The 22,523-nt window shown below is 54.3% G+C and carries 18 protein-coding genes; 10 read left to right on the top strand and 8 right to left on the bottom strand.

What is annotated here, in order from left to right:
* The first annotated feature begins 510 nt into the window (after positions 1-510).
* Positions 511-1,914: a multidrug transporter subunit MdtD gene (mdtD, locus tag AC790_RS16125; protein ID WP_049852419.1), complete on the top strand. Its 1,404-nt coding sequence runs from the start codon at positions 511-513 to the stop codon at positions 1,912-1,914.
* Here mdtD and rbsR read toward each other — a convergent pair.
* The 7 genes from rbsR to AC790_RS16090 all read right to left on the bottom strand — a co-directional run bounded on the left by rbsR (position 1,911) and on the right by AC790_RS16090 (position 8,275).
* Positions 1,911-2,894, bottom strand: coding sequence for a ribose operon transcriptional repressor RbsR (gene rbsR, locus AC790_RS16120; RefSeq protein WP_049852418.1), 984 nt, complete (start codon positions 2,892-2,894; stop codon positions 1,911-1,913). The genes mdtD and rbsR overlap by 4 nt on opposite strands.
* 13 nt (positions 2,895-2,907) lie before the next feature.
* On the bottom strand, positions 2,908-3,837 hold the full coding sequence (rbsK, locus tag AC790_RS16115; RefSeq protein ID WP_007893647.1) for a ribokinase: 930 nt from the start codon (positions 3,835-3,837) through the stop codon (positions 2,908-2,910).
* Positions 3,838-3,901: 64 nt separating this feature from the next.
* Positions 3,902-4,777, bottom strand: a complete 876-nt coding sequence (gene rbsB / locus AC790_RS16110) for a ribose ABC transporter substrate-binding protein RbsB (protein ID WP_007893644.1) — start codon at positions 4,775-4,777, stop codon at positions 3,902-3,904.
* 26 nt (positions 4,778-4,803) lie between these two features.
* Positions 4,804-5,775: a ribose ABC transporter permease gene (rbsC, locus tag AC790_RS16105; RefSeq protein ID WP_007893642.1), complete on the bottom strand. Its 972-nt coding sequence runs from the start codon at positions 5,773-5,775 to the stop codon at positions 4,804-4,806.
* Complete coding sequence (gene rbsA / locus AC790_RS16100; protein WP_049852417.1) at positions 5,772-7,280, bottom strand: ribose ABC transporter ATP-binding protein RbsA; 1,509 nt, start codon at positions 7,278-7,280, stop codon at positions 5,772-5,774. The genes rbsC and rbsA overlap by 4 nt, the downstream gene beginning before the upstream one ends.
* Positions 7,281-7,287: 7 nt before the next feature.
* Entirely contained in the window at positions 7,288-7,707 is a 420-nt protein-coding gene (gene rbsD, locus AC790_RS16095; protein WP_007893635.1) for a D-ribose pyranase, read from the bottom strand.
* A gap of 172 nt (positions 7,708-7,879) precedes the next feature.
* Entirely contained in the window at positions 7,880-8,275 is a 396-nt protein-coding gene (locus AC790_RS16090; RefSeq protein WP_007893632.1) for a YgiW/YdeI family stress tolerance OB fold protein, read from the bottom strand.
* A 180-nt stretch (positions 8,276-8,455) separates the two neighbouring features.
* On the opposite strand from AC790_RS16090, the gene qseB reads away from it, so the two are divergent.
* Together qseB and qseC are read left to right on the top strand one after the other, a co-directional pair.
* Positions 8,456-9,118 (top strand): quorum sensing response regulator transcription factor QseB, encoded by a 663-nt coding sequence (gene qseB / locus AC790_RS16085; RefSeq protein WP_049852416.1) that lies wholly within the window; start codon positions 8,456-8,458, stop codon positions 9,116-9,118.
* A complete protein-coding gene (gene qseC / locus AC790_RS16080; RefSeq protein ID WP_049852415.1) occupies positions 9,115-10,446 on the top strand; it encodes a quorum sensing histidine kinase QseC in 1,332 nt (443 codons plus the stop codon). The genes qseB and qseC overlap by 4 nt, the downstream gene beginning before the upstream one ends.
* An 11-nt stretch (positions 10,447-10,457) precedes the next feature.
* Here the strand turns inward: qseC and kup are convergent, their stop codons facing one another.
* Positions 10,458-12,326, bottom strand: coding sequence for a low affinity potassium transporter Kup (gene kup / locus AC790_RS16075; RefSeq protein ID WP_049852414.1), 1,869 nt, complete (start codon positions 12,324-12,326; stop codon positions 10,458-10,460).
* Between the two features lie 299 nt (positions 12,327-12,625).
* Between kup and ravA the strand changes: the two genes are divergently transcribed.
* From ravA to rsmG, 7 genes are all read left to right on the top strand, one after another.
* Positions 12,626-14,122, top strand: coding sequence for an ATPase RavA (gene ravA / locus AC790_RS16070; protein ID WP_036622171.1), 1,497 nt, complete (start codon positions 12,626-12,628; stop codon positions 14,120-14,122).
* On the top strand, positions 14,119-15,579 hold the full coding sequence (gene viaA / locus AC790_RS16065; protein ID WP_049852413.1) for an ATPase RavA stimulator ViaA: 1,461 nt from the start codon (positions 14,119-14,121) through the stop codon (positions 15,577-15,579). Before ravA ends, viaA begins: the two co-directional genes overlap by 4 nt.
* A gap of 66 nt (positions 15,580-15,645) precedes the next feature.
* A complete protein-coding gene (gene ovoA / locus AC790_RS16060) occupies positions 15,646-17,772 on the top strand; it encodes a 5-histidylcysteine sulfoxide synthase (RefSeq protein WP_049852412.1) in 2,127 nt (708 codons plus the stop codon).
* 106 nt (positions 17,773-17,878) lie between these two features.
* The gene (asnC, locus tag AC790_RS16055; RefSeq protein WP_007893613.1) at positions 17,879-18,340 is read left to right on the top strand and encodes a transcriptional regulator AsnC; all 462 of its coding nucleotides are present in this window, start codon (positions 17,879-17,881) and stop codon (positions 18,338-18,340) included.
* A gap of 154 nt (positions 18,341-18,494) precedes the next feature.
* On the top strand, positions 18,495-18,935 hold the full coding sequence (mioC, locus tag AC790_RS16050) for an FMN-binding protein MioC (protein ID WP_007893612.1): 441 nt from the start codon (positions 18,495-18,497) through the stop codon (positions 18,933-18,935).
* A gap of 441 nt (positions 18,936-19,376) precedes the next feature.
* A complete protein-coding gene (gene mnmG, locus AC790_RS16045) occupies positions 19,377-21,266 on the top strand; it encodes a tRNA uridine-5-carboxymethylaminomethyl(34) synthesis enzyme MnmG (RefSeq protein ID WP_049852411.1) in 1,890 nt (629 codons plus the stop codon).
* A 47-nt stretch (positions 21,267-21,313) separates the two neighbouring features.
* Positions 21,314-21,931 carry a 16S rRNA (guanine(527)-N(7))-methyltransferase RsmG gene (gene rsmG / locus AC790_RS16040; RefSeq protein WP_007893610.1) on the top strand — a complete coding sequence of 206 codons (618 nt, stop codon included), beginning with the start codon at positions 21,314-21,316 and terminating at the stop codon, positions 21,929-21,931.
* Positions 21,932-22,523 lie beyond the last annotated feature (592 nt).

Below are 22,523 nucleotides of genomic sequence, written 5' to 3'. Positions count from 1 at the left end.
ACGTCATAATGAATTTCATTATGTGTTCACTCGTGAGACTTGATATTTTTTTGCGTCCGGAGACGCTGATATCAATCCTGCGAGTGCCCACACAGATTGTCTGATAAATTGTTAAAGAGCGTTGCGAACAGCGGGTTAACCGCCTGTCGCGAGGTGGCGTATATTACGCCTTCCTCCTTCAGAGTCAAACACTTTTTTCAGCGTTTTCATCCGGCGGGATGAATTTCTTCACTCCCTGCTGAGCCGCCTGCGTTGCCGCTTTGCCGTCTCAGTGGTGGCGCATTATAGGGAGTTATTCGGAGGTGACAAGGGTTTATTGCAAAAAAATGACTGAGCGCCTCTTTTTTAAACGAACGCGTTAAAAACAGACATATCTCGCCGAATTAACAGTCAAAATCGCCGCTTCATCGACACAAATCAGCGCCATCACCTCAAACACCAATGCTATTCTGTTAAACCAAACGCAATTTACTTTGTTGCAGGCTGACAATTATTCGAGAAGGACTTTCAATGATTCGCTCCGCGCGCAGTATGGCCGGCTTGCCCTGGATCGCCGCCATGGCGTTTTTCATGCAAGCACTCGATGCCACCATCCTTAATACCGCGCTTCCCGCTATTGCCGTCAGTCTCGAACGATCTCCTCTTGCCATGCAATCGACTGTCATCAGTTACACGCTTACGGTAGCGATGCTGATCCCGGTAAGTGGCTGGCTGGCCGATCGCTACGGCACACGCAAAGTTTTTATCATTGCCGTCTCTCTGTTTACGCTGGGTTCACTGGCTTGTGCCTTATCCGGCTCGTTGAGCATGTTGGTGATATCTCGCGTAGTACAGGGGATTGGCGGAGCGATGATGATGCCCGTCGCGCGTTTAGCACTTCTGCGCGCATATCCCCGCAGTGAACTGCTGCCCGTTTTAAACTTCGTCACCATGCCAGGTTTAGTGGGACCGATTCTTGGCCCGATGCTTGGCGGCTTGCTGGTAACTTACGCCAGCTGGCACTGGATATTCCTGATCAACATTCCCATCGGCATCGCGGGCATCTTTTATGCGCGCAAATATATGCCGGACTTCACGACGCCGAAACGCCGCTTTGATTTTTTAGGTTTCCTGCTGTTTGGCTTAGGCCTGGTGCTGATTTCTGTCGGCATTGAACTGTTTGGCGAGCGTGTTGTGCTGCCGTGGCAAGCGTTATTGGTGCTGTTTAGCGGCGTCGCGTTACTTCTTCTTTATATAGTGCATGCACGTCGCCATCCGGCACCGCTGATCAATTTACCGATGTTTAAAACCCGTACCTTTTCGGTCGGCATCATTGGCAACATTGCCTCGCGTCTGGGAACCGGCTGTATTCCGTTCCTGATGCCGCTGATGTTACAGGTAGGCTTTGGTTATCCCGCACTGATTGCCGGTTGTATGATGGGACCGACGGCGATTGGCGCGCTGCTGGCAAAATCGACGGTGACGCAAGTGCTACGCCGCTTCGGCTATCGCCATACGCTGGTTGGTATCACCATTATTATCGGCATGCTGATTGCCACCTTCTCACTGCAATCGCCGGGCGGCAGCGTAGTCATGTTGCTGGCGGCACTATTGATTCTGGGGATGGCGATGTCGACGCAGTTCACCGCGATGAATACCATCACGCTAGCGGATTTAAATGATGAGAACGCCAGCGGCGGGAACAGGGTGCTGGCGGGAAAGCAGCAGCTGTCGATCAGCTTTGGTGTGGCGGTGAGCGCCGCGGTACTGCGTTTCTATCAGGATGTCGAGGCGACAACCGTCGCGCAATTCCACGCCACCTTCCTGACAATGGGCGTCGTCACCGTGTTGTCAGCTTTCACCTTCATGATGTTACGTCCGGGCGATGGCCGAAATCTCATCGCCAACCGCGAGAAAAAGAAGAAAGCCGCTTAAACCGAACCGCGCTCCACCAGCTCCGGCGTCAGTACCAGCGTTTGCTGACTGGCGTCGGGATCGCTCATACGATGAATCAAGGTATCAATCGCCAGTTCGCCGAGCTCATCTTTCGGTTGATGGATGGTGCTAAGCGGCGGCGTCAGGTAACGCGCCAGCTCGATGTTGTCATAGCCCATCACCGCAATATCCTGCGGCACACGCAAACCGGCCTGGAACAAAGCGTGATAGACGCCAACCGCCATAGCATCGTTACTGGTAAACACCGCTTCAGGCAACGCATCTAACGCCAGCAGCTGGTTCATCGCATTGAAACCGCCCTGAAATTCGAAATCGCCATCGACGACGTAGCCCGGCGGCACCGACAATCCGCTGTTGGCCATCGCTTTATGGAAACCTTCCAGACGCAAACGCGCCGGGGTTTTATCCTGCGGTCCCGCAATACAGGCAATACGCGTGTAGCCGCGATCGATCAGATGCTGAGTGGCCAGCTCGCCGCCCAGCAGCGCGTTATCCTGAATAATGTCACCGCGCCCTTCAAACGGCGCCCAGTCCATCATCACCATTGGCACCGACGGATAACGATTGAGGATCTCCGCCGACGGCAGATGGGTTTCGGTACACATCATCAGCAAACCATCGACACGCTTTTGCATCAACGTTTCGAGGCTGCGATTCATGCGTTCTTCATCGCCTTCGGTATTGCACAGAATCAGGCTATAGCCGCGTTCGTAACAGCTATTCTCCACGCCACGCACCACTTCAGAATAGAACGGGTTACTGCTGGCGGTCAGCAGCATGCCAATGGTGCGCGTTTGCTTGAGCTTCAGGCTGCGCGCCAGCGCGGACGGCGCATAGTTGAGTTCGCGAATCGCCTGATCCACCTTTTCCCGCACCTGCTCGCTGACAAAGCGATTGTTATTGATGACGTGAGAAACGGTGGAGGTAGAGACGCCCGCCAGGCGAGCGACATCTTTCATGGTAGCCAAGCGCTTAGCCCTGTTGTTGCAGGAAGGCGTCGATCTCAGTGCGCCACGGCACTGAGGGTTGAGCGCCCGGACGCGTCACCGCAATCGCGGCGGCGGCATGGGCGAAACGCACGGCATCATGCATCGCTACGCCTTCCAGACGCGCGGTGATAAACGCACCGTTAAAGGTATCGCCCGCAGCGATGGTATCGATGGCCTGCACGCTGAAGCCCGGAATACGCACGCCGTTTCCTTGTTCACTCAGCCACACGCCGCGACGGCCTAACGTGATTAACACGGTAGCAATACCTTTGGCATGCAATGCCTGCGCGGCACGCGCTGCGTCTTCATCGCTCTTTACCGCGATACCGGTGAGAATTTCTGCCTCAGTTTCATTTGGCGTGATGATGTCAATCAATCCGAGCAGCTCATCAGAGAGTTGTGTGGCCGGCGCGGGATTGAGAATCACCTGGGTATGCTGCTCACGGGCAATTTTCGCCGCTGCCAGTACGCTTTCCAGTGGCGATTCCAGCTGCATCAGCAACGCATCTGCATCGGCAATGACCTGCTGATGATGCGCAACGCGGGCAGGGGTCAGGGCCGCATTGGCGCCGGAATAAATACCGATATTATTTTCGCCTTCGCCATTAACGAAGATCATCGCCACCCCGGTGGCTTCATCCGCGACGATTTCGACCGGCGCGGTATCAATGCGGTCTTGCTGCAGCTGCTGACGAATGCGTGCGCCAATGTCATCGGCACCGACACAGGCAATAAATGCAATGTCAGCCCCTGCACGGCCAGCGGCTACTGCCTGATTGGCCCCTTTGCCGCCAAAGGCAATTTGATACTGTTTACCGATCACCGTTTCGCCCGGACGCGGAAAGTGGGCGAGGTTAAGGATGTGATCGGCATTGATGCTGCCGAGAACGGCCAGTTTTGCGCTTGTGGTCATTGGGATTCATCCAGAAAGATGCGCCACCAGGACGGTGGCGCGTTGCCCTGCTTTTCTTTACTTATTATTTGGTCACCAGCTTCAGGTCAACCGGGTTCACCGACTGCACCTTCTCACCTTTCAATACTTTATCGGCAGTCTGCACGCCAATCACGCCAATCTTATCTGGCATCTGTGCCACAGTAGCGGTCAGTTTACCCGATTCTACCGCCTTCACACCGTCAGCGGTGCCATCGAAGCCCACCACCAGCACGTCAGTTTTCCCGGCAGTTTGCAGCGCACGCAGCGCGCCCAACGCCATTTCGTCGTTCTGAGCAAAAACAGCCTGTACATCCGGATGTCCCTGCAGCAGGTTCTGCATCACGTTCAAACCTTTGGTACGGTCAAAGTCAGCAGGCTGGCTCGCCAGAATATTGAATTTGTGCGCATCAGCCGCCTGTTTGAAGCCTTCGCCACGCTCGCGCGCTGCAGAAGTACCGGCAATACCCTGCAGTTCAATGATTTTCGCGCCTTCGCCCAGCTTTTTGGCGATGAAGTCACCGGCCATTTTGCCGCCGAAGCGGTTGTCAGAAGCAACGTGACTCACCACGGTACCTTGTGCAGCAACACGGTCCAGGGTGATCACCGGAATGTTCGCTTGGTTCGCCATCTTAACGGCGTTGCCCACTGCATCAGAATCGGTTGGGTTGATCAGCAGCAGCTTGGTGCCGCGCACCGTCAGATCCTGCACGTTCGCCAGCTCTTTCGCCGGGTTGTTCTGCGAATCCAGCACTACAAGGTTATAACCCAGTTGATCAGCTTCTTTCTGTGCGCCATCTTTCAGTGACACAAAGAACGGATTATTCAGGGTTGAAACCACCAGAGCAATGGTGTCCTTAGCCATCGCGCCAGCACTGAGGGTGGCGCCAAGAATGACGGCCAATGCAGTTAACTTTTTCATTTTTAAATCCTGTGTGAAGGTCAGAGTTATTTACTGCTTTTGTTATCCACCAGCACCGCTAGCAGAATGACGACGGCTTTAACAATCATTTGGTAGTAAGACGATACGCCCATCAGATTCAGGCCGTTATTCAGGAAACCGAGGATTAACGCACCAATCAGCGTGCCCATAATGCGACCTTTACCGCCCGCCAGGCTGGTACCGCCCAGCACCACCGCAGCAATGGCATCCAGTTCATAACCGGTACCTGCCGTGGGTTGTGCAGAAGAAAGGCGCGCCACTTCGATGGTGCCCGCCAATGCCGCCAGCAGGCCGCACAGCGAATAGACGATGATTTTGACGCGGTTAACGCTGATACCGGATAAACGCGTAGCCGCTTCGTTACCGCCCAGCGCATAGATGTAACGTCCGAGGCGCGTGTGATGCAGCATGTACCACGCCAGTGCGAACACCACCGCCATCAGCCATACCGGTGTAGGAATGCCCAATGGACGGCCGATGCCGAACCAGCCGAACAGATCGGCGTTATCGTTAAAACCGGTGTTAATTGGGCTACCGTTGGTATAAACCATGGTGACACCGCGCAGTAGCAGCATCATTACCAGCGTAGCGATAAAAGCCTGCACCTTGCCGCGTGCGACAATCACGCCGGTAATAGCGCCAATTGCCGCGCCCAGCGCCAGCGAAGCCGCAACGGCTACCAGCGCATTCACTTCTAATCCGACGATTGACGCCGCGACGGCACCCGTCAGCGCCAGTAGCGATCCCACCGACAAATCAATGCCCGAGGTCAGAATCACCAGCGTCATCCCCACCGCCATAATGGCGTTGACCGATGTCTGCTGCAGGATATTGAACATGTTTGGCAGCGTGAAGAAATTCGGGCTCTGGCTGGCGACCACGGCGATCAGCACAATCAGCGCAATCAGGGATTTCTGCTCCAGCAGCCAGGCTTTGCTGAACCAACGACGGCTGGCGGGTAAGGTTTGGGTGCTCATACTACTAACTCCTCGCTGTGTTGCTTACCGACTGCCGCCGCCATCAGGGATTCCTGGGTAGCCTGCTCACGGGAAAATTCGCCACTCAGATGGCCTTCATGCATCACCACGATGCGATCGCTCATGCCCAGCACTTCCGGCATTTCTGACGACACCAAAATGATGCTCAGCCCTTCGGCTTTAAACTGGTTAATTAACTGATAGATCTCTTTTTTCGCCCCGACATCGACGCCGCGTGTCGGCTCATCAAGAATCAGCACATCGGGGCGCGTCATCAGACCGCGCGCAATCGCAACTTTTTGCTGATTACCACCGGACAGCAGGCCAATCGGCTGCTCCATTGAGGGGGTTTTAACGTTGAACAGGCGGATAAAATCGCCCACCGCCAGCTGCTCGTCACTGTGTCGGAGATTGCCCGCGCCGGTGCTGAAATAGCGCAGCGCGGTCAGCGACATGTTCTCTTTCACCGACATGCCGAGCACCAGGCCATCGCGCTTGCGGTCTTCAGAGATATAAACGATGCCGTTTGCTAAGCCATCCTGCGGTGAGCGGGTCATGATCTCGCGGCCATTCAGCGTCACTTTGCCTTTGCTGCGCGGCAGAGCGCCATACAGCACTTTCATCAATTCGGTCCGGCCCGCACCCATCAGGCCGGACACGCCAAGGATTTCCCCTTTGCGCAGCGTAAAGCTGACATCATCGACGCCCGGCCCGCTCAGGTTTTCTACTTTTAAGCGGATCTCACCCGGCTGTTGATCGATGCGCGGATATTGATCTTCCAGCTTGCGGCCGACCATCATCTCGATCAGGCTCTCTTCGCTCAGATCGCTGACCGCACGCTCGGCGATAAACTGCCCATCGCGGAACACGGTGACGTCATCGCAAATCTCGAAGATCTCTTTCATGCGGTGCGAGATATAGACGATGCCGCAGCCCTGCGCTTTCAGTTCATTAATCACGCGGAACAACGACAGCGTTTCGGTATCGGTTAGCGCATCGGTCGGTTCATCCATAATGATGACTTTCGACTCGAAGCTGAGCACTTTGGCGATCTCGACCATCTGCTGATCGCCAATCGACAAATCGCCCACCAGCTTGTGGCTGCTGAAACGCAGATTGAGGCGCTTTAACAGCGCATCCGCCGCGGCGTACATCTTTTTCCATTCGATGCGGCCAAAGCGGTTAACAAATTCACGGCCAAGGAAAATATTCTCAGCAACAGTCAGTTGTGGAATCAGGTTCAGTTCCTGATGGATGATGCCAATGCCCGCTTCCTGAGACGCTTTTGGGCCAGAGAACGCCACATCCTTACCTAGCCACTGCATGGAACCGGCGTCCATGCTGTAAATGCCGGTCAGCACTTTCATCATGGTGGATTTACCGGCACCGTTTTCACCCACCAGCGCCATGACGCGGCCAGGATAGACGGCAAGCGAGGCGCCATTCAGCGCTTTCACGCCAGGAAACGACTTTACAATCCCTTTGAGTTGCAATAGCGGTTGCATAACGGCCTCAGAAGGTCACGCCAGCGCTCAGGATGACATTCGCATACGGAGAACACTCTCCGCTGCGAATGACCGCCTGACTACGCTGCGTTTGTTGTTTGAATTGTTCATGGCTGGTGTAACGGATGGTGATGACATTCCCCTGGTGCCGTTGCAAGGCTTCGAGCACGGCGAGCAGTGCGCTGTGGAGCTGCGGATTATGCTGCTTAATCTCCTCCGCCATCAGAGCGCTTTCGACCTGCATCTCCTGCGTGATAACGTCGACCACCTGTAAAAATTCGGGCGTACCCGGCGTTAACGCCAGATCGATGCGCTGTGGACCGGCCGGAATCGGCAAGCCTGCATCTGCAATCGTCAGCGTATCGGTGTGCCCCAGGCGGGCAATCACATGAGAGACTTCAGCGTTTAACAAGCGACCTTTTTTCATTTCTTCCACTCCACAGCGAAACGTTTCGCTGATCGGGAGTGTATAAAATGCGCGCGGCAACTCAATGACGGCATCACGGAAATGTGATCACCATCGAAACGTTTCGCTTGTACCAAAGAGAATTTGAGTTTGGTGGGGTTGCGGAGCCGCTTACACGGCCCCGGGGAGGAAATTATGGCAGTTTACGCACCTGTTTCACGTCCAGTTCGATGGAGTTGAAATCTTTATCCAGTTCACCGGTCAGTTCTACCTGATCCTTCGGCGAAATGGTTAAACCGTTCCAGCGTTTATGATCGATTTCGACCTTCATGGTGCCAGTGGCATCACGGAACTGATAATCCTCATCACCAATTTGCTTCTCTAGCGTACCGCGCACGGTAATCCAGCTATCGTCTTTCATCTCTTCGGCCTGTTTCACCGTAACAACACTGGTGTTATCAGCTTTGAATCCACCAGACTTAACCTGCGCCGTTGGTGCATTCGGATCAACAAAGCCACCTTGCTGGGCGGCAAGTACCGGCGTAGCGGCCAGCGCGATAACGGCTAATAGAGCTGCAGACTTTTTCATAAATGACCTCTTTTTCATCAATGTGTCGGATTACGGGAGCTATTTCACCACAAGGTTCTTAACAGGATCTTAAGAAAACGCATTGCGCGTACATTCATGAAAAATAGTCTATTTGCCGCGATTTTCGCTGTACAAGAGTGATTGTGCTTCGTATAACTCCGTTTAACAGAAGGAGACGTAATGCGCATTTTACTGATTGAAGATGACACGCTGATTGGTGACGGATTAAAAGTCGGGCTTACCAAACTCGGCTTCAGCGTGGACTGGTTTGTCTCCGGCGAAAGCGGGTTTCAGGCGTTAACAGCGGCCCCCTGGGATGCGGTGGTGCTGGATTTGTCGCTGCCCGAGCGCGACGGTCTGGATATCCTGCGCCAATGGCGCCAGCAAGGACACGATGTGCCAGTTCTGATCCTCACCGCGCGTGATGCGCTCGATCAGCGCGTGCAGGGATTGCAGCTCGGCGCCGATGATTACCTGTGCAAGCCGTTTGCGCTGACAGAAGTGGCGGCGCGCTTGCAGGCGCTGATCCGTCGTCGTCACGGGCAACTGCAGCCCGAACTCAAACACGGCAAGGTGGTGATGGCGCCCGGCAGCCACAGCGTAATGTGCGATGGCGAAGCCGTCAGCCTGAAGAGCCGTGAACTGGCGCTGCTGGAGCTGTTTCTGCGCAACCCTGGCCGTGTGCTGACGCGCAGTCAGCTGGAAGAAAAACTGTATAGCTGGGATGAGGATGTCTCCAGCAATGCGGTGGAGGTGCACATTCATCATCTGCGTAAAAAACTCGGTAGCCAGTTTATTCGCACCGTGCATGGCGTGGGCTATGCGCTGGGAGCGGCGGAATGAGTCTGTTTCTGCGCCTCGCCATCGGCTTTGTGCTGCTGATTCTGTTATGCGGCGGACTTGCCGGCCTCAGCGCATGGCATCAAACCCGCGATACGGTGAATGAGCTGTTTGATACCCAGCAGATGCTATTTGCTAAACGCCTGATAGCGCTTGATCCCACCTCGCTGCAGGATGTTACGCTGCCCAAAACCAAAGCGATATTGCGCCATCATCGTGGCGATCAGGATGATGATGCCCTGGCGTTTGCCATTTTCAGCGCCGAGGGACAACCGCTCTTAAACGATGGTGAAAATGGTCGCGATCTGCAGTTTGATCATCAGCGCGATGGCTTTGTCGATGGCCGCCTGCGCGGCGATAAAGACAGCTGGCGCTTAGTGTGGCTCACCTCTGCCGATAAACGTTATCGCGTGGTGGTTGGTCAGGAGTGGGAGTATCGCGAGGATATGACGCGCGATCTGGCGCTCAGTAGCTTGTTGCCATGGCTGATTGCCATGCCCTTTATGCTGCTGTTTTTGCTGGCGCTGGTGTGGTTTGAACTGCGTCCGTTGAAACGTCTGACGGTTTCACTGCATCAACGTGCGCCGGATGACGCCACGCCATTGCCGGAAACGCGCTTGCCTAAAGAGGTGAAACCGCTGGTGGTGGCGCTCAACGGATTGTTTAGTCGCATGGCACATCTGGTGCAGCGCGAACGTCGCTTCACCTCCGATGCCGCCCATGAACTGCGTAGTCCGCTGGCGGCGCTGCGCGTACAGAGCGAAGTGATTCAGCTGGCCGATGATGATGAAGCGATGCGCAAACGCGCCATCCAGCAGTTGGATAGCGGTATTGTGCGCGCCACCCGGCTGGTGGATCAGCTGCTGACACTTTCACGCGTGGAGGCAGACGATCTGCGCAGCGAATTTCAACCGGTCGCACTGGCGCCGCTGCTGCGAAATCTATTGGCGGAACATTTCCCACAGGCGGAACAGCAGCACACCGATTTAGCATTTACCAGCCATGCTGAACCGGTGATGAACGGTCATCCGCTGCTGCTGGGTTTGATGGTGCGCAACCTGCTGGATAACGCACTGCGCTATTCACCGGCGGGAAGTACCATTGATGTGCAGCTCAATGCTCGCGCCATTACCGTTGATGATAACGGACCTGGCGTCAGCGAAGAGCAACTGGCAAGGCTGGGGGAACGCTTTTGGCGACCGCCAGGGCAGGCACAAACCGGGAGCGGATTGGGGCTTTCCATCGTGAAGAATATTGCCCAGCTGCACGGCATTCGATTGCAGTTCAGCCAGCGCGCCAGGGGAGGATTGCGCGTCACCTTAAGCTGGTGACGCGCACAGCGTTAAATCTCGACCTGGGTTCCCAGTTCGATCACGCGATTGGGTGGGATTTCAAACTGATCAGGCGCGCGCAGCGCATTGCGTTGCAGCGCCAGGAACAACTTGCCACGCAGGCGCAGATACCACGGACGATCGCCGATAATCAGCGATTCATGCGACATGAAGAATGACGTCTCCATCATGCGGCAATTCAGCCCTTCAAGGCCGCAGCGATGAAAAATCTCCTCAACGTTCGGCGTTTCACGCCAGCCGTAGCTCGCTACCACGCGCCAGAACGTCGGCGACAGCTGCTCAATCGTCACACGACGTACGTTGTGCACGTAAGGTGCATCTTCAGTACGCAGCGTCAGTAGCACCACGCGCTCATGCAACACTTTGTTGTGTTTAAGGTTATGCAACATGGCAAACGGAATCACGTTAAGCGCACGCGACATATATACCGCGGTGCCTGGCACGCGCACCGGCGGCGATTTCTCCAGCGAAGCAATCATCGCTTCCAGAGAGTTACCGTGCTCATGCATACGACGCAGCAGGCGGAAACGCTCGCTTTTCCAGGTGGTCATAATGATGAACATCATCAGTGCCAGCGTTAGCGGCAGCCAACCGCCAGAGAATACTTTGATCAGGTTGGCGGAGAACAGCGACACATCGATACACAACATGGCGATCAGAATCAGCACCACCAGATAGCGGTTCCAGTGCCAGTTTTGAATCGCCACCGTAGAGCAAAGAATCGCGGTCAGCACCATGGTGCCCGTTACCGCAATGCCGTAAGCCGCGGCCAGATTGCTGGAGTGCTCGAAGCCGACAATCACAATCACCACCGAGAAGTAGAGCAGCCAGTTGATCACCGGGATATATATCTGCCCTGACTCTTCCTCAGAGGTGTGCACAATACGCATCGGCGGCAAATAGCCAAGGCGCACGGCCTGACGCGTTAACGAGAACACACCGGAAATCACCGCCTGCGAGGCGATCACCGTGGCTAAGGTCGCCAGAATTAACATCGGGATCAGCATCCAGTCCGGCGCGAGCAGGAAGAACGGATTTTTAATCGCTTCCGGATGTTTGAGCAGCAGCGCACCCTGACCGAAGTAGTTGAGCACCAGCGATGGCAGCACCACGATGAACCAGGCGAGTCGAATCGGAAATTTGCCGAAGTGGCCCATGTCAGCATACAGCGCTTCTACGCCAGTAATCGCCAGCACCACCGCGCCCAGCGCGAAGAAAGAGACCGTTTTATATTCGATAAAGAAGTGCAGCGCCCAGTACGGATTCATCGCGTGCAGCACGTCGGGATTACTGATGATACTGCGCGCGCCTAATACCGCCAGAACCAGAAACCACAGCAGCATCACCGGTGCGAACAGTTTTCCGACAATGCCAGTACCGTGCTTCTGGATAACAAACAGCAGGGTCAAAACGGCGATCGCCAATGGCACGATATAGGCATCCAGACTTGGGGCCGCAATTTCCAGCCCCTCAATCGCCGAAAGCACCGAGACTGCTGGGGTAATCACCACTTCGCCATAGAAGAAGCTGCCGCCAATCAGGCCCATGATCACCAGTATCGCGGTGGCTCTGGCGCCGGTATGACGGCCAGCCAGCGACATCAGCGTCAAAATCCCGCCTTCACCCGCGTTATCGGCGCGCATCACGTAGCTGATGTATTTAAGCGACACCACCAGAATCAGCAGCCAGAAGATCAGCGACAGGAAGCCAAAAACCGCTTCACGCTCAACGCCAAAACCAAACTGACCAGAGAGACATTCACGCAATGTATAGAGCGGGCTGGTGCCGATATCGCCATACACCACGCCAATGGCCGCCAGTGTGACTGCCCCAAGGGACTGTTTCTTATCCGAGCTCATAAGTTGTCTTTTGTTGGAGCCGATGAGGCACTTGCCCACCGCTCAAGCCATCAAAAAGCGCACAGTATGCACATATTCCCAAAAAAACCTACTCTTACAAAGTGTCACCATCGCGTCGGTGACGCGGTTTTTCGCCGAAAATCGGGTAAAAAAAGCGTTGGAAGCGGCGAGTTATCTCGCATCAACCTTCTGAAACAAAAAAGCTGACGGCTATCAACGCAATCGCGCATGATAATCAGTAGAGTATTGCGCTCGCCAGACTATGACGGCACCAGGATCAAAAGGATAATGATGTGATTATGGCTCAACCCCATCTTTTGGCAGAAAGAATTTCTCGCCTGAGCAACGCGCTGGAAAAAGGGCTGTATGAACGCCATCACGCGATCCGCCTCTGTCTGCTGGCTGCGCTGAGCGGCGAAAGCGTGTTTTTGCTCGGGCCGCCCGGCATCGCTAAGAGCCTGATAGCCCGCCGCCTGAAATACGCCTTCCAACACGCCCGCGCTTTTGAATACCTGATGACCCGTTTTTCCACCCCCGAAGAGGTGTTTGGCCCGCTGTCGATTCAGGCGCTGAAAGATGAAGGGCGTTATCAACGTCTCACCAAAGGCTACCTGCCGGATGCCGAAATTGTTTTCCTCGACGAAATCTGGAAAGCCGGCCCGGCGATTCTGAATACCTTGCTCACCGCCATCAACGAACGCCGCTTCCGTAACGGCGACAGTGAAGAAAAAATCCCGATGCGTCTGCTGGTTACCGCCTCCAACGAACTGCCGGAAGCCGATAGCGGACTGGAAGCGCTGTACGATCGCATGTTGATTCGTCTGTGGCTGGATAACGTGCATGAAAAGCAGAATTTCCGCAGCATGCTCACCCACCAGCAGGACGAAAACGACAACCCAGTCGCAGAAGCGTTGCGCATCAGCGATGAAGAGTATGAGCAGTGGCAGAAAGGCATCAGTCAGGTCAGCCTGCCCGACCACGTTTTCGAACTGATTTATCAGCTGCGTCAGCAGTTAGAAACGCTGCCGGATGCGCCGTACATCTCCGATCGCCGCTGGAAGAAAGCCATTCATCTGTTGCAGGCCAGCGCGTTCTATAGCGGCCGCGTGACCATCGCCCCTATCGACTTAATTCTGCTGAAAGATTGCCTGTGGCATGACGTGGCTTCGATGAAGCTGCTGGATCGCGAAATCGATACGCTAATGTCGCAACATGCATGGCAGCAGCAGGCGCTGCTACACAAGCTGCAACAGATCAAAAGCCGTCGCATGGCGCTGCAACAGCAGCAAAGCGTGGCGCAAGCGCTGACGCTAGAGAAACACAGCGGCATGTTCAGCCGCAAACCGCATTATGAATTACCCGCAGCCATTACTGATGAGCAACTGACATTGATGCTGCAACAGCCGCTAATGCTGCACGATATGCAGGTGACGCATATCCTGATTGGTCGCGAAGCGCTGGAGCAGTGGCTGCTGAAAGGCGGCGAGATCCGCGGCAAGCTGAACGGTATTGGCTTTGGTCAGACGCTCGATCTGCTGGTGGATACACATCACTGTCTGACGCTGCGCGATGTCAGCCTGCAATCCACGCGACTGACGCTGCCGGGCGCCAGCAGCAGCAGCGAGATGCCGCAGGAGATCGTGGATGAATACGAAGCGCTCGAGACACAGCTGCGTGCGCAGCGCACGCTGTTTAGCCAGCATCAGCGCTGCCTGTTTATCAGTGACGATTGGCTAGCCCGCATTGAAACCAGCCTGCAGGATGTCGCGGAACAGCTGAAACAGGCGCGAAAATGATCTCACTGGAGACGCTGAGCACGCTGTTATCGATTGGCGAAACCGAGTTAATCGAAGAGCTGATTTTAGCGCTGCTCGCCTCGCCGCAACTGGCACTGTTCTTTGAGAAATTCCCGCGTTTGAAGCAAGCCATGATGCGCGATCTACCGCGCTGGCGCTCAGAGATCGCTGAGCAGATCAAAGTCACACCGGTGCCAGAAGCGCTGGCGCAGGAGTTTCAGCTGTTTCAACAGATGCAACTGCTCAGCTCACAACATTTTACCCAACAGTTACCTCACATCATGACGCAGCTGAAAAGCCTGCCGTCGCCGTTCATCGAAGAAGCCAGCAAACTGATGCTCAACGCCGAAAGCGCCGAGCTCAGCAACGCACAACACACGTTGTTTCTGCAACGCTGGCGTCTCAGTCTGACGCTGCAAACGCTGACGCTGAATGAAACCATCCTGGAAGAACAACGCGAACGTTTAATGGCCGAGTTGCAGCAGCGCATGGCGATCAGCGGTCAACTGGCACCTATTCTCACCGATGATGATGAAGCCGCCGCCGGACGCCTGTGGGATTTGAGCAAAGCGCCGCTGCAGCACGGCGATTACGAACTGATTGTGCAGTACGGCGACTTCCTTGCTCAGCAGCCGGAGCTGATGAAGCTGGCACAGCAGCTGGGGCGCAGTCGCGAAGCCAAATCGGTACCTTCGCAGGATGCGCCGCTGGAGGCGTTTCACCAACTGGTGCGTGAACCGGATAACGTGCCGGAAGAGGTCAGCGGCATTCATCAGAGCGATGATGTGCTGCGGCTGTTGCCACCTGAGCTGGCGGCATTGAGCATCAGCGAGTTAGAGCTGGAATTTTATCGGCGCTTAGTGGAAAAACGCTTGCTGACCTACCGTTTGCAGGGCGATGCGTGGCATGAAAAAGTCACCATGAGTCCGGTCAGCCACCAGCAGCATGAAGAGCAGCCGCGCGGCCCATTTATCGTCTGCGTGGATACCTCCGGTTCGATGGGCGGTTTCAATGAACGCTGCGCCAAAGCCTTTTGCCTGGCGCTGTTGAAAGTGGCACTGGCGGATAAGCGCCGCTGCTACATCATGCTGTTCGCCCATGAAGTCATCGGCTATGAACTCACTTCTGATAACGGTATTGAGCAGGCGATACGTTTCCTCAGCCAGCGTTTTCGCGGTGGCACCGATCTGGCGGCCTGTCTTGCGGCAGTCGTAAAACGGATGGAAGGCAGTGCGTGGCAGGAAGCGGATGCGGTGATCGTGTCAGATTTTATAGCCCAGCGTTTACCCGACGATATCGTCAACACCATTAAGCAGCGTCAGCGCCAATATCAACAGCGCTTCCATGCGGTAGCCATGTCGCTGCACGGTAAGCCCGGCATTCTTCGCATCTTTGATCACATCTGGCGCTTCGATACCGGGTTGAAAAGTCGCCTGTTGCGCCGCTGGCAGCGCTAAGTCATCTGGCAGAAATGCTAATTTGCTATAGTGATAAGTTCGCACACTAAGCAAATGGAGCACCTTGTGACCACCGCCCAACTTCCCGCACCGACCCGCACGCTGCGACTCTCCGGCCAAAATAGCGAACAAAAAAGAGCCGAACTGCTGACGTACTTCACCCAAACCTGGGAATTGTATGAAAGCCTGTTTGATTGCCTCGCCGACGAGCGCGCCTGGTTTAACAAAGCCATTTCGCTGCGCCATCCGCTGATCTTCTACTTTGGCCATACCGCCACCTTCTACATCAATAAACTCATGGCCGGCCGCTATCTCGACCAACGCGTTGACGATCGTATTGAAGCGATGATGGCGATCGGCGTGGATGAGATGAGCTGGGACGATCTCAACGATAGCCATTACGACTGGCCGACCATCAATGAAGTACGCGACTATCGCGGCAAAGTAAAAAGCCTGGTCAGCGAGTTCATTCGCACCATGCCGCTGGAGCTGCCCATCGATTGGCAAAGCCCGGCGTGGGTGGTTTTGATGGGGATCGAGCACGAACGTATTCATCTGGAAACCTCCAGCGTACTGATGCGCCAGTTGCCAATTGAATGGGTAAAAGCGCAGCCGCACTGGCCAGTTTGCCCGCAGGCGCGTCACGATCGTCAATCTGTGCCAGCCAATTCGCTAATCGCGATGCCCGGTGGCCGTGTGCAGCAGGGTAAAACTGACGACACTTATGGTTGGGATAACGAATATGGCAGCCAGCAGACGGAACTGAAGCCGTTTAAGGCCAGCAAAATGCTGGTGAGCAATGCCGAGTTTTATCGCTTTATCGCGGCGGGTGGTTATAACGACCCGCGCTGGTGGGATGATGAAGGTTGGGGCTGGCGCGAATTTTCCGGCGCGCAGATGCCGACGTTTTGGGTTGGTAATGAAAAGCTGCCCGATCAGCTTAAACTGCGTTTGCTGGCTGAAGAAGTCGCGATGCCGTGGGATTGGCCTGCGGAGGTGAACCAGCTGGAAGCCGCCGCGTTCTGCCGCTGGCTGGCTGAAGAGACAGGTAAATCCGTTCAGTTGCCGTGCGAAGCTGAGTGGGCGCAGCTGCGTGAGCAGGTAAGCGGCGATCAGCCGGATTGGACGGAGGCGCCAGGCAATATCAATCTGGCATATTGGGCTTCATCCAGCCCGGTTGACCATTTTGCGCAGGGGGAGTTTTACGACATCGTCGGTAATGTCTGGCAGTGGACCACCACGCCGACCAACGGTTTCGAAGGCTTTAAAGTGCACCCGCTGTATGACGATTTCTCCACGCCGACCTTTGATGGCAAACATGCGCTGATCAAAGGCGGCAGCTGGATTTCCACCGGCAATGAAGCACTCAAATCCGCACGCTACGCTTTCCGCCGTCACTTCTTCCAGCATGCCGGTTTCCGCTATGTGATCTCATCTCATGAAGAAACCATGGCGCTCAATCCCTATGAAACGGACAGCATGGTGTCGCAGTATCTCGATTTCCAGTACGGACCGAACTACTACGATGTACCCAATTACGCTGCTGCGCTGGTGGAAAAATTGCTGCCGCACTGCAGTGCGCGCGGTGAAGCGCTGGATATCGGCTGTGCCACCGGACGCGCCAGTTTTGAACTGGCGCGCTATTTCGATGCGGTCACCGGCATGGATTACTCGGCGCGCTTTATTGATGTGGCGCTGCAGCTGACCTCCGGTGAAGATTTCCGCTATGTGGTACCTGAAGAAGGCGAGCTGGTGGAGTATCGCCAGGTGCGACTGAAAGAGTTTGGCCTTGAGGCCGAGCAGGCGCAGCGCATTCAATTTATTCAGGGCGATGCCTGTAACCTGAAGCCGCAGCCGGAACGTTACGATCTGGTACTGGCTTCCAACCTGATTGACCGTTTGCGTCAGCCAAAGCGTTTCCTGCAGGATATAACGCCGATGATTCGTTCCGGCGGTCTGCTGGTGCTGTCATCGCCCTATACCTGGCTGGAAGATTTCACCCCGAAGGAGAACTGGCTGGGCGGTATTCGCGAAAATGGCGAAGCGTTAACCACCTATCAGGCACTGCAGCGCGAACTGCGTGGCGCATTTGAAGAAGTGGCACCGCCGCAGGATGTGCCGTTCGTCATACGCGAGACGGCACGCAAGTTTCAGCATACTCAGGCACAAGTGACCTTCTGGCGTAAGCACTAAAAAGCATGCAGACAACGGGATGTCCGTTGTCTGCACCTTGCCTGCACCGCTAATTTGCTGCACATTCTCCTTTATTCATAGAAGAAGAACTCAACGAGGATGGACAATGGCGGAACACCTTCAGCTGGATAACCTGGACCGCGGCATTCTGAATGCGCTGCTGCAAAATGCGCGCACCGCCTACGCCGAGCTCGCCAAACAGTTCAATGTGAGCCCGGGCACCATTCATGTTCGCGTGGAGAAGATGCGGCAGGCGGGCATTATTTTAGGCACGCGCGTGGAGATCGATCCCCGTCAACTCGGCTTCGATGTGTGCTGTTTTATCGGCATTATCCTGAAAAGCGCGCGTGACTATCCTGCGGCACTCAGCAAACTGGAAGCGCTGGATGAAGTGGTAGAAGCCTGGTATACCACCGGTCATTACAGCATCTTTATCAAAGTGATGTGCCGATCGATCGATGCCTTGCAACAGGTGTTGATCAACAAGATCCAGACTATTGATGAAATTCAGTCCACCGAAACCCTGATCTCACTGCAAAACCCGATCATGCGCACCATCAAGCCGTAATCCCTCCCTATTCTGTGCACAACCTTATCCCGGGCAGATCGCGCGTCTAGCGCGACTTGCCGCCTGATGCTTTCTACTATTAACCCTGTTTTCCACAGGTGGATCACCGCTTGATCACAGCGTACAATGCTCGCCTTTAGTGCGGGAGAGCATCATGGCCGATATTACGTTAATCAGTGGAAGTACCCTTGGCAGCGCCGAATATGTTGCTGAACATCTGGAAGAAAAACTGCAGGAAGCGGGCTTCTCAACCGAGGTGCTGCATGGCCCTGAGCTGGACGAGCTGCCACAGCAGGGTATCTGGCTGATCGTTACCTCTACGCACGGCGCTGGCGAACTGCCTGACAACTTGCTTCCTTTATATGAAGCATTGCAGGAGACGCAACCTGACCTTTCCGGCCTACGTTATGGCGCTGTGGGCATCGGCAACCATGAATACGATCTTTTCTGCGGCGCGATTAAGCTGCTAGAAGAGCAGTTGAACCAGTTGGGTGCCAAACGCATTGGCGATCGCCTTGAGATCGACGTTTTAGAGCATGAGATCCCGGAAGACGCGGCTGAAGTGTGGGTCGCCACATGGAAAACACAGATTTAAAACGATCTTAGCCGGCTGGGGATCGGGAAAAAGAGACGATCCCCAGTTTATTACGCTGTTTTTTCGCGTTTATCGTGCGATCACTTGTGGATAACATGGCCTGTTTCATGCGTATAACCAGTAGTTATCCAAAGAACAACCATTGATTCATTTTTAGCCTGTGCATAAGTCGCCATTTTGATCCCAGCTTATACGGATCAGGATCACCGATCATTCACAGCAAACGATCCTCTCTAATCACTTGTTTAATCTTTGCTTTTCGGGGTTATCAACAGCCTGGTGCGATCCTAATAGTAGATCTAACAGAGAGATCATATAAAAGATCTAAAGATCCTTTATTTAAAACCTCAGGATCCCGCGACTTTCGCCGCCGACATAATTTCAGTAGAATCCACCGCCCAGGGCAACAATCCCTGTCCGAACACTAACGAGGACCACTTCATGTTTTATCCAGATCCTTTTGACGTCATCGTAATCGGTGGTGGTCATGCGGGCACAGAGGCCGCGATGGCCGCCGCCCGAATGGGTCAGCAAACCCTGTTACTCACCCATAACATTGATACGCTTGGACAAATGTCCTGTAACCCGGCGATCGGTGGCATCGGGAAAGGACATCTGGTGAAGGAAGTGGATGCCTTAGGCGGTTTGATGGCCACGGCAATTGACCAGGCGGGTATCCAGTTTAGGATACTAAACGCCAGCAAGGGCCCAGCCGTTCGCGCTACTCGTGCTCAGGCTGACCGCGTGCTGTATCGCCAGGCGGTACGCACTGCGCTGGAGAACCAGCCCAACCTGATGATCTTCCAGCAGGCAGTTGACGATCTGATTGTGGAAAACGATCGCGTCGTCGGTGCTGTGACGCAGATGGGCTTGAAATTCCGCGCCAAAACCGTGGTACTGACCGTCGGGACGTTCCTTGATGGAAAAATCCATATTGGCCTGGATAACTACAGCGGTGGTCGAGCGGGCGATCCGCCATCAATTCCATTGGCGAAGCGTCTGCGTGCACTGCCGTTGCGTGTAAATCGCTTGAAAACCGGTACGCCACCGCGTATCGATGCTCGCTCGATTGATTTTTCAGTACTGACTCCGCAGCACGGTGATACTCCGATGCCGGTGTTCTCGTTCATGGGTAAGGCTTCACAGCATCCGCAACAGGTGCCGTGCTGGATCACCTACACCAACGAGCAGACGCATGACGTGATCCGTAACAACCTCGATCGTAGTCCGATGTACGCCGGGATCATCGAAGGGATTGGTCCACGTTACTGTCCTTCGATTGAAGACAAAGTTATGCGCTTTGCCGATCGTAACGCGCATCAGATCTTCCTGGAGCCGGAAGGCCTTACCAGCAACGAGATCTACCCGAATGGCATCTCCACCAGCCTGCCGTTTGACGTACAGATGCAGATCGTGCGTTCCATGAAAGGATTGGAAAACGCGAAGATCATCCGTCCGGGTTATGCTATTGAGTATGATTTCTTCGATCCTCGCGATCTGAAGCCGACGCTGGAAAGCAAATTTATCCACGGCCTGTTCTTTGCCGGTCAGATCAACGGCACCACCGGCTACGAAGAAGCGGCGGCGCAAGGTTTGCTGGCAGGGCTGAATGCAGCACGTTCCTCTGCAGACAAAGAGGGCTGGGCACCACGTCGCGATCAGGCCTATCTCGGTGTGTTGGTTGACGATCTCTGTACCTTAGGTACCAAAGAGCCATACCGCATGTTCACATCGCGCGCGGAATACCGCTTGATGCTGCGTGAAGATAACGCCGATCTGCGTCTGACTGAAGCGGGTCGTGAACTCGGCCTGGTTGATGATGATCGCTGGGCGCGCTACAACCAGAAACTGGAAGCGATTGAGCAAGAGCGTCAGCGCCTGCGCGATCTGTGGGTGCATCCGAAATCGGATAACGTGGCTGAAGTCAACGCCGTGATCAGCGCCCCGCTGACCAAAGAAGCCAGCGGCGAAGATCTGCTGCGTCGTCCAGAGATGACTTACCCACTGCTGACGTCGCTCGCCAGCTACGGTCCGGCACTGCTTGATGAGCAAGCCGCTGAGCAGGTGGAGATTCAGGTGAAGTACGAAGGTTACATCGCGCGCCAGCAAGAAGAGATTGATCGCCAGCAGCGCAATGAAAATACCTTGTTGCCTGTGGAGCTCGATTATCGTCAGGTGAATGGCCTGTCGAATGAAGTGATCGCTAAGCTTAACGATCACAAACCCACCTCCATCGGCCAGGCTTCACGTATTTCGGGTATCACACCGGCGGCAATTTCAATTCTGCTGATTTACCTGAAGAAACAGGGCCTGCTGCGTAAAAGCGCCTGATAGACTTTGGGGCGAGGCAACTCGCCCCCGTTAATGGAATTCTCGTTGTGATCAACAAACTCTCCTCGCTGCTGAAAGCGGCAAACATTTCCCTTACCGATCAACAAAAACAGCAGTTGGTAGGCTATGTTGAATTGCTGCATAAGTGGAATAAAGCCTACAACCTGACTTCGGTGCGCGATCCACAGCAGATGCTGGTGCGTCATATTCTCGATAGCGTGGTGGTTGAGCCGCATCTGCAGGGCGAACGCTTTATTGATGTTGGCACAGGGCCGGGTCTGCCGGGTATTCCGCTGGCCATCGTGCGTCCTCAGTCGCATTTCACCTTGCTGGATAGCCTTGGCAAACGCGTGCGTTTTCTGCGCCAGGTACAGCATGAGTTAGGACTTACTAACGTCACGCCGGTGCAGAGCCGCGTTGAAGAGTTCCCATCTGAACCACCGTTTGACGGCGTTATCAGCCGTGCATTTGCTTCGCTGGAAGACATGTTGAACTGGTGTCATCATTTGCCGGGCCGCGAAGGCCGCTTTTATGCCTTAAAAGGTGTGCGTCCGGATGATGAGATTTCCGCGTTGCCTGCTGGCTTTGTGGTAGAAAAAATTCAGCCGTTACGGGTACCCGAATTAGATGGTGAACGTCATCTGGTGGTGATTTCCCGGCAATAGCCTTTAAAACGGTATGGATATAAGCCCGTTCATGCCGTTTGTCTTAGCGAATGTGCTGAATGAAAAAGCAGCGATTGAACACTTTAAGATAATGGGTTTTATTTAGCAGGGCAGGGTGAGCGAGTTAACATCCTCGCCGGAAATTATCCGAAAAGTTCTGTTACATTTAACGATTAATTCACATTTCATTATCACTTAGATCACTTTATTGCGTGTATTTACCTGGCCGAATAATCACTGTTGAAAATATAACTCTGCAATAAATTGGCGTGCGTAATATCAATTTTACGTTTTTATTGCAGCACATGATGTCAATAGAGTGTTTTTATCGGAAATCCTGATTCAACACGTAAGTAATAATTTTAACCAAATGATAAGTAAGTGCTTTAACCCGTTTTTGAATCGAATGATTCTTGTCATAAACAAATTTTCTTAGTTATTCCTTGTTTATTATGTGATCTAAAGCACGCTTTAAAAGCAAGTTGAATGGGCGATTTCAGACTTTCAGCGAAGCATTGTCGGAAGTCGATGTTTTGAAAAAGAGTCCTTCAGAAAGAAATTTAAATAATTGTTCACCTTTTCGCTACTTACC

The sequence above is a fragment of the Pantoea sp. RIT-PI-b genome (assembly GCF_001187905.1).
Taxonomy (GTDB): Bacteria; Pseudomonadota; Gammaproteobacteria; order Enterobacterales; family Enterobacteriaceae; genus Pantoea; species Pantoea nemavictus.
The sequence above is the reverse complement of the archived record's forward strand: the minus strand, read 5'-3'. Positions and strand labels throughout refer to the sequence as shown.

Coding starts and splice junctions, on each gene's coding strand:
- rbsR (WP_049852418.1), bottom strand. CDS start 2,894: ATGAAAGATGTCGCTCGCCTGGCGGGCGTCTCTACCTCCACCGTTTCT.
- mnmG (WP_049852411.1), top strand. CDS start 19,377: ATGTTTTATCCAGATCCTTTTGACGTCATCGTAATCGGTGGTGGTCAT.
- ravA (WP_036622171.1), top strand. CDS start 12,626: ATGGCTCAACCCCATCTTTTGGCAGAAAGAATTTCTCGCCTGAGCAAC.
- viaA (WP_049852413.1), top strand. CDS start 14,119: ATGATCTCACTGGAGACGCTGAGCACGCTGTTATCGATTGGCGAAACC.
- mioC (WP_007893612.1), top strand. CDS start 18,495: ATGGCCGATATTACGTTAATCAGTGGAAGTACCCTTGGCAGCGCCGAA.
- rbsK (WP_007893647.1), bottom strand. CDS start 3,837: ATGACCACAAGCGCAAAACTGGCCGTTCTCGGCAGCATCAATGCCGAT.
- mdtD (WP_049852419.1), top strand. CDS start 511: ATGATTCGCTCCGCGCGCAGTATGGCCGGCTTGCCCTGGATCGCCGCC.
- AC790_RS16090 (WP_007893632.1), bottom strand. CDS start 8,275: ATGAAAAAGTCTGCAGCTCTATTAGCCGTTATCGCGCTGGCCGCTACG.
- rbsC (WP_007893642.1), bottom strand. CDS start 5,775: ATGAGCACCCAAACCTTACCCGCCAGCCGTCGTTGGTTCAGCAAAGCC.
- asnC (WP_007893613.1), top strand. CDS start 17,879: ATGGCGGAACACCTTCAGCTGGATAACCTGGACCGCGGCATTCTGAAT.
- qseC (WP_049852415.1), top strand. CDS start 9,115: ATGAGTCTGTTTCTGCGCCTCGCCATCGGCTTTGTGCTGCTGATTCTG.
- rbsB (WP_007893644.1), bottom strand. CDS start 4,777: ATGAAAAAGTTAACTGCATTGGCCGTCATTCTTGGCGCCACCCTCAGT.
- kup (WP_049852414.1), bottom strand. CDS start 12,326: ATGAGCTCGGATAAGAAACAGTCCCTTGGGGCAGTCACACTGGCGGCC.
- qseB (WP_049852416.1), top strand. CDS start 8,456: ATGCGCATTTTACTGATTGAAGATGACACGCTGATTGGTGACGGATTA.
- rbsD (WP_007893635.1), bottom strand. CDS start 7,707: ATGAAAAAAGGTCGCTTGTTAAACGCTGAAGTCTCTCATGTGATTGCC.
- rbsA (WP_049852417.1), bottom strand. CDS start 7,280: ATGCAACCGCTATTGCAACTCAAAGGGATTGTAAAGTCGTTTCCTGGC.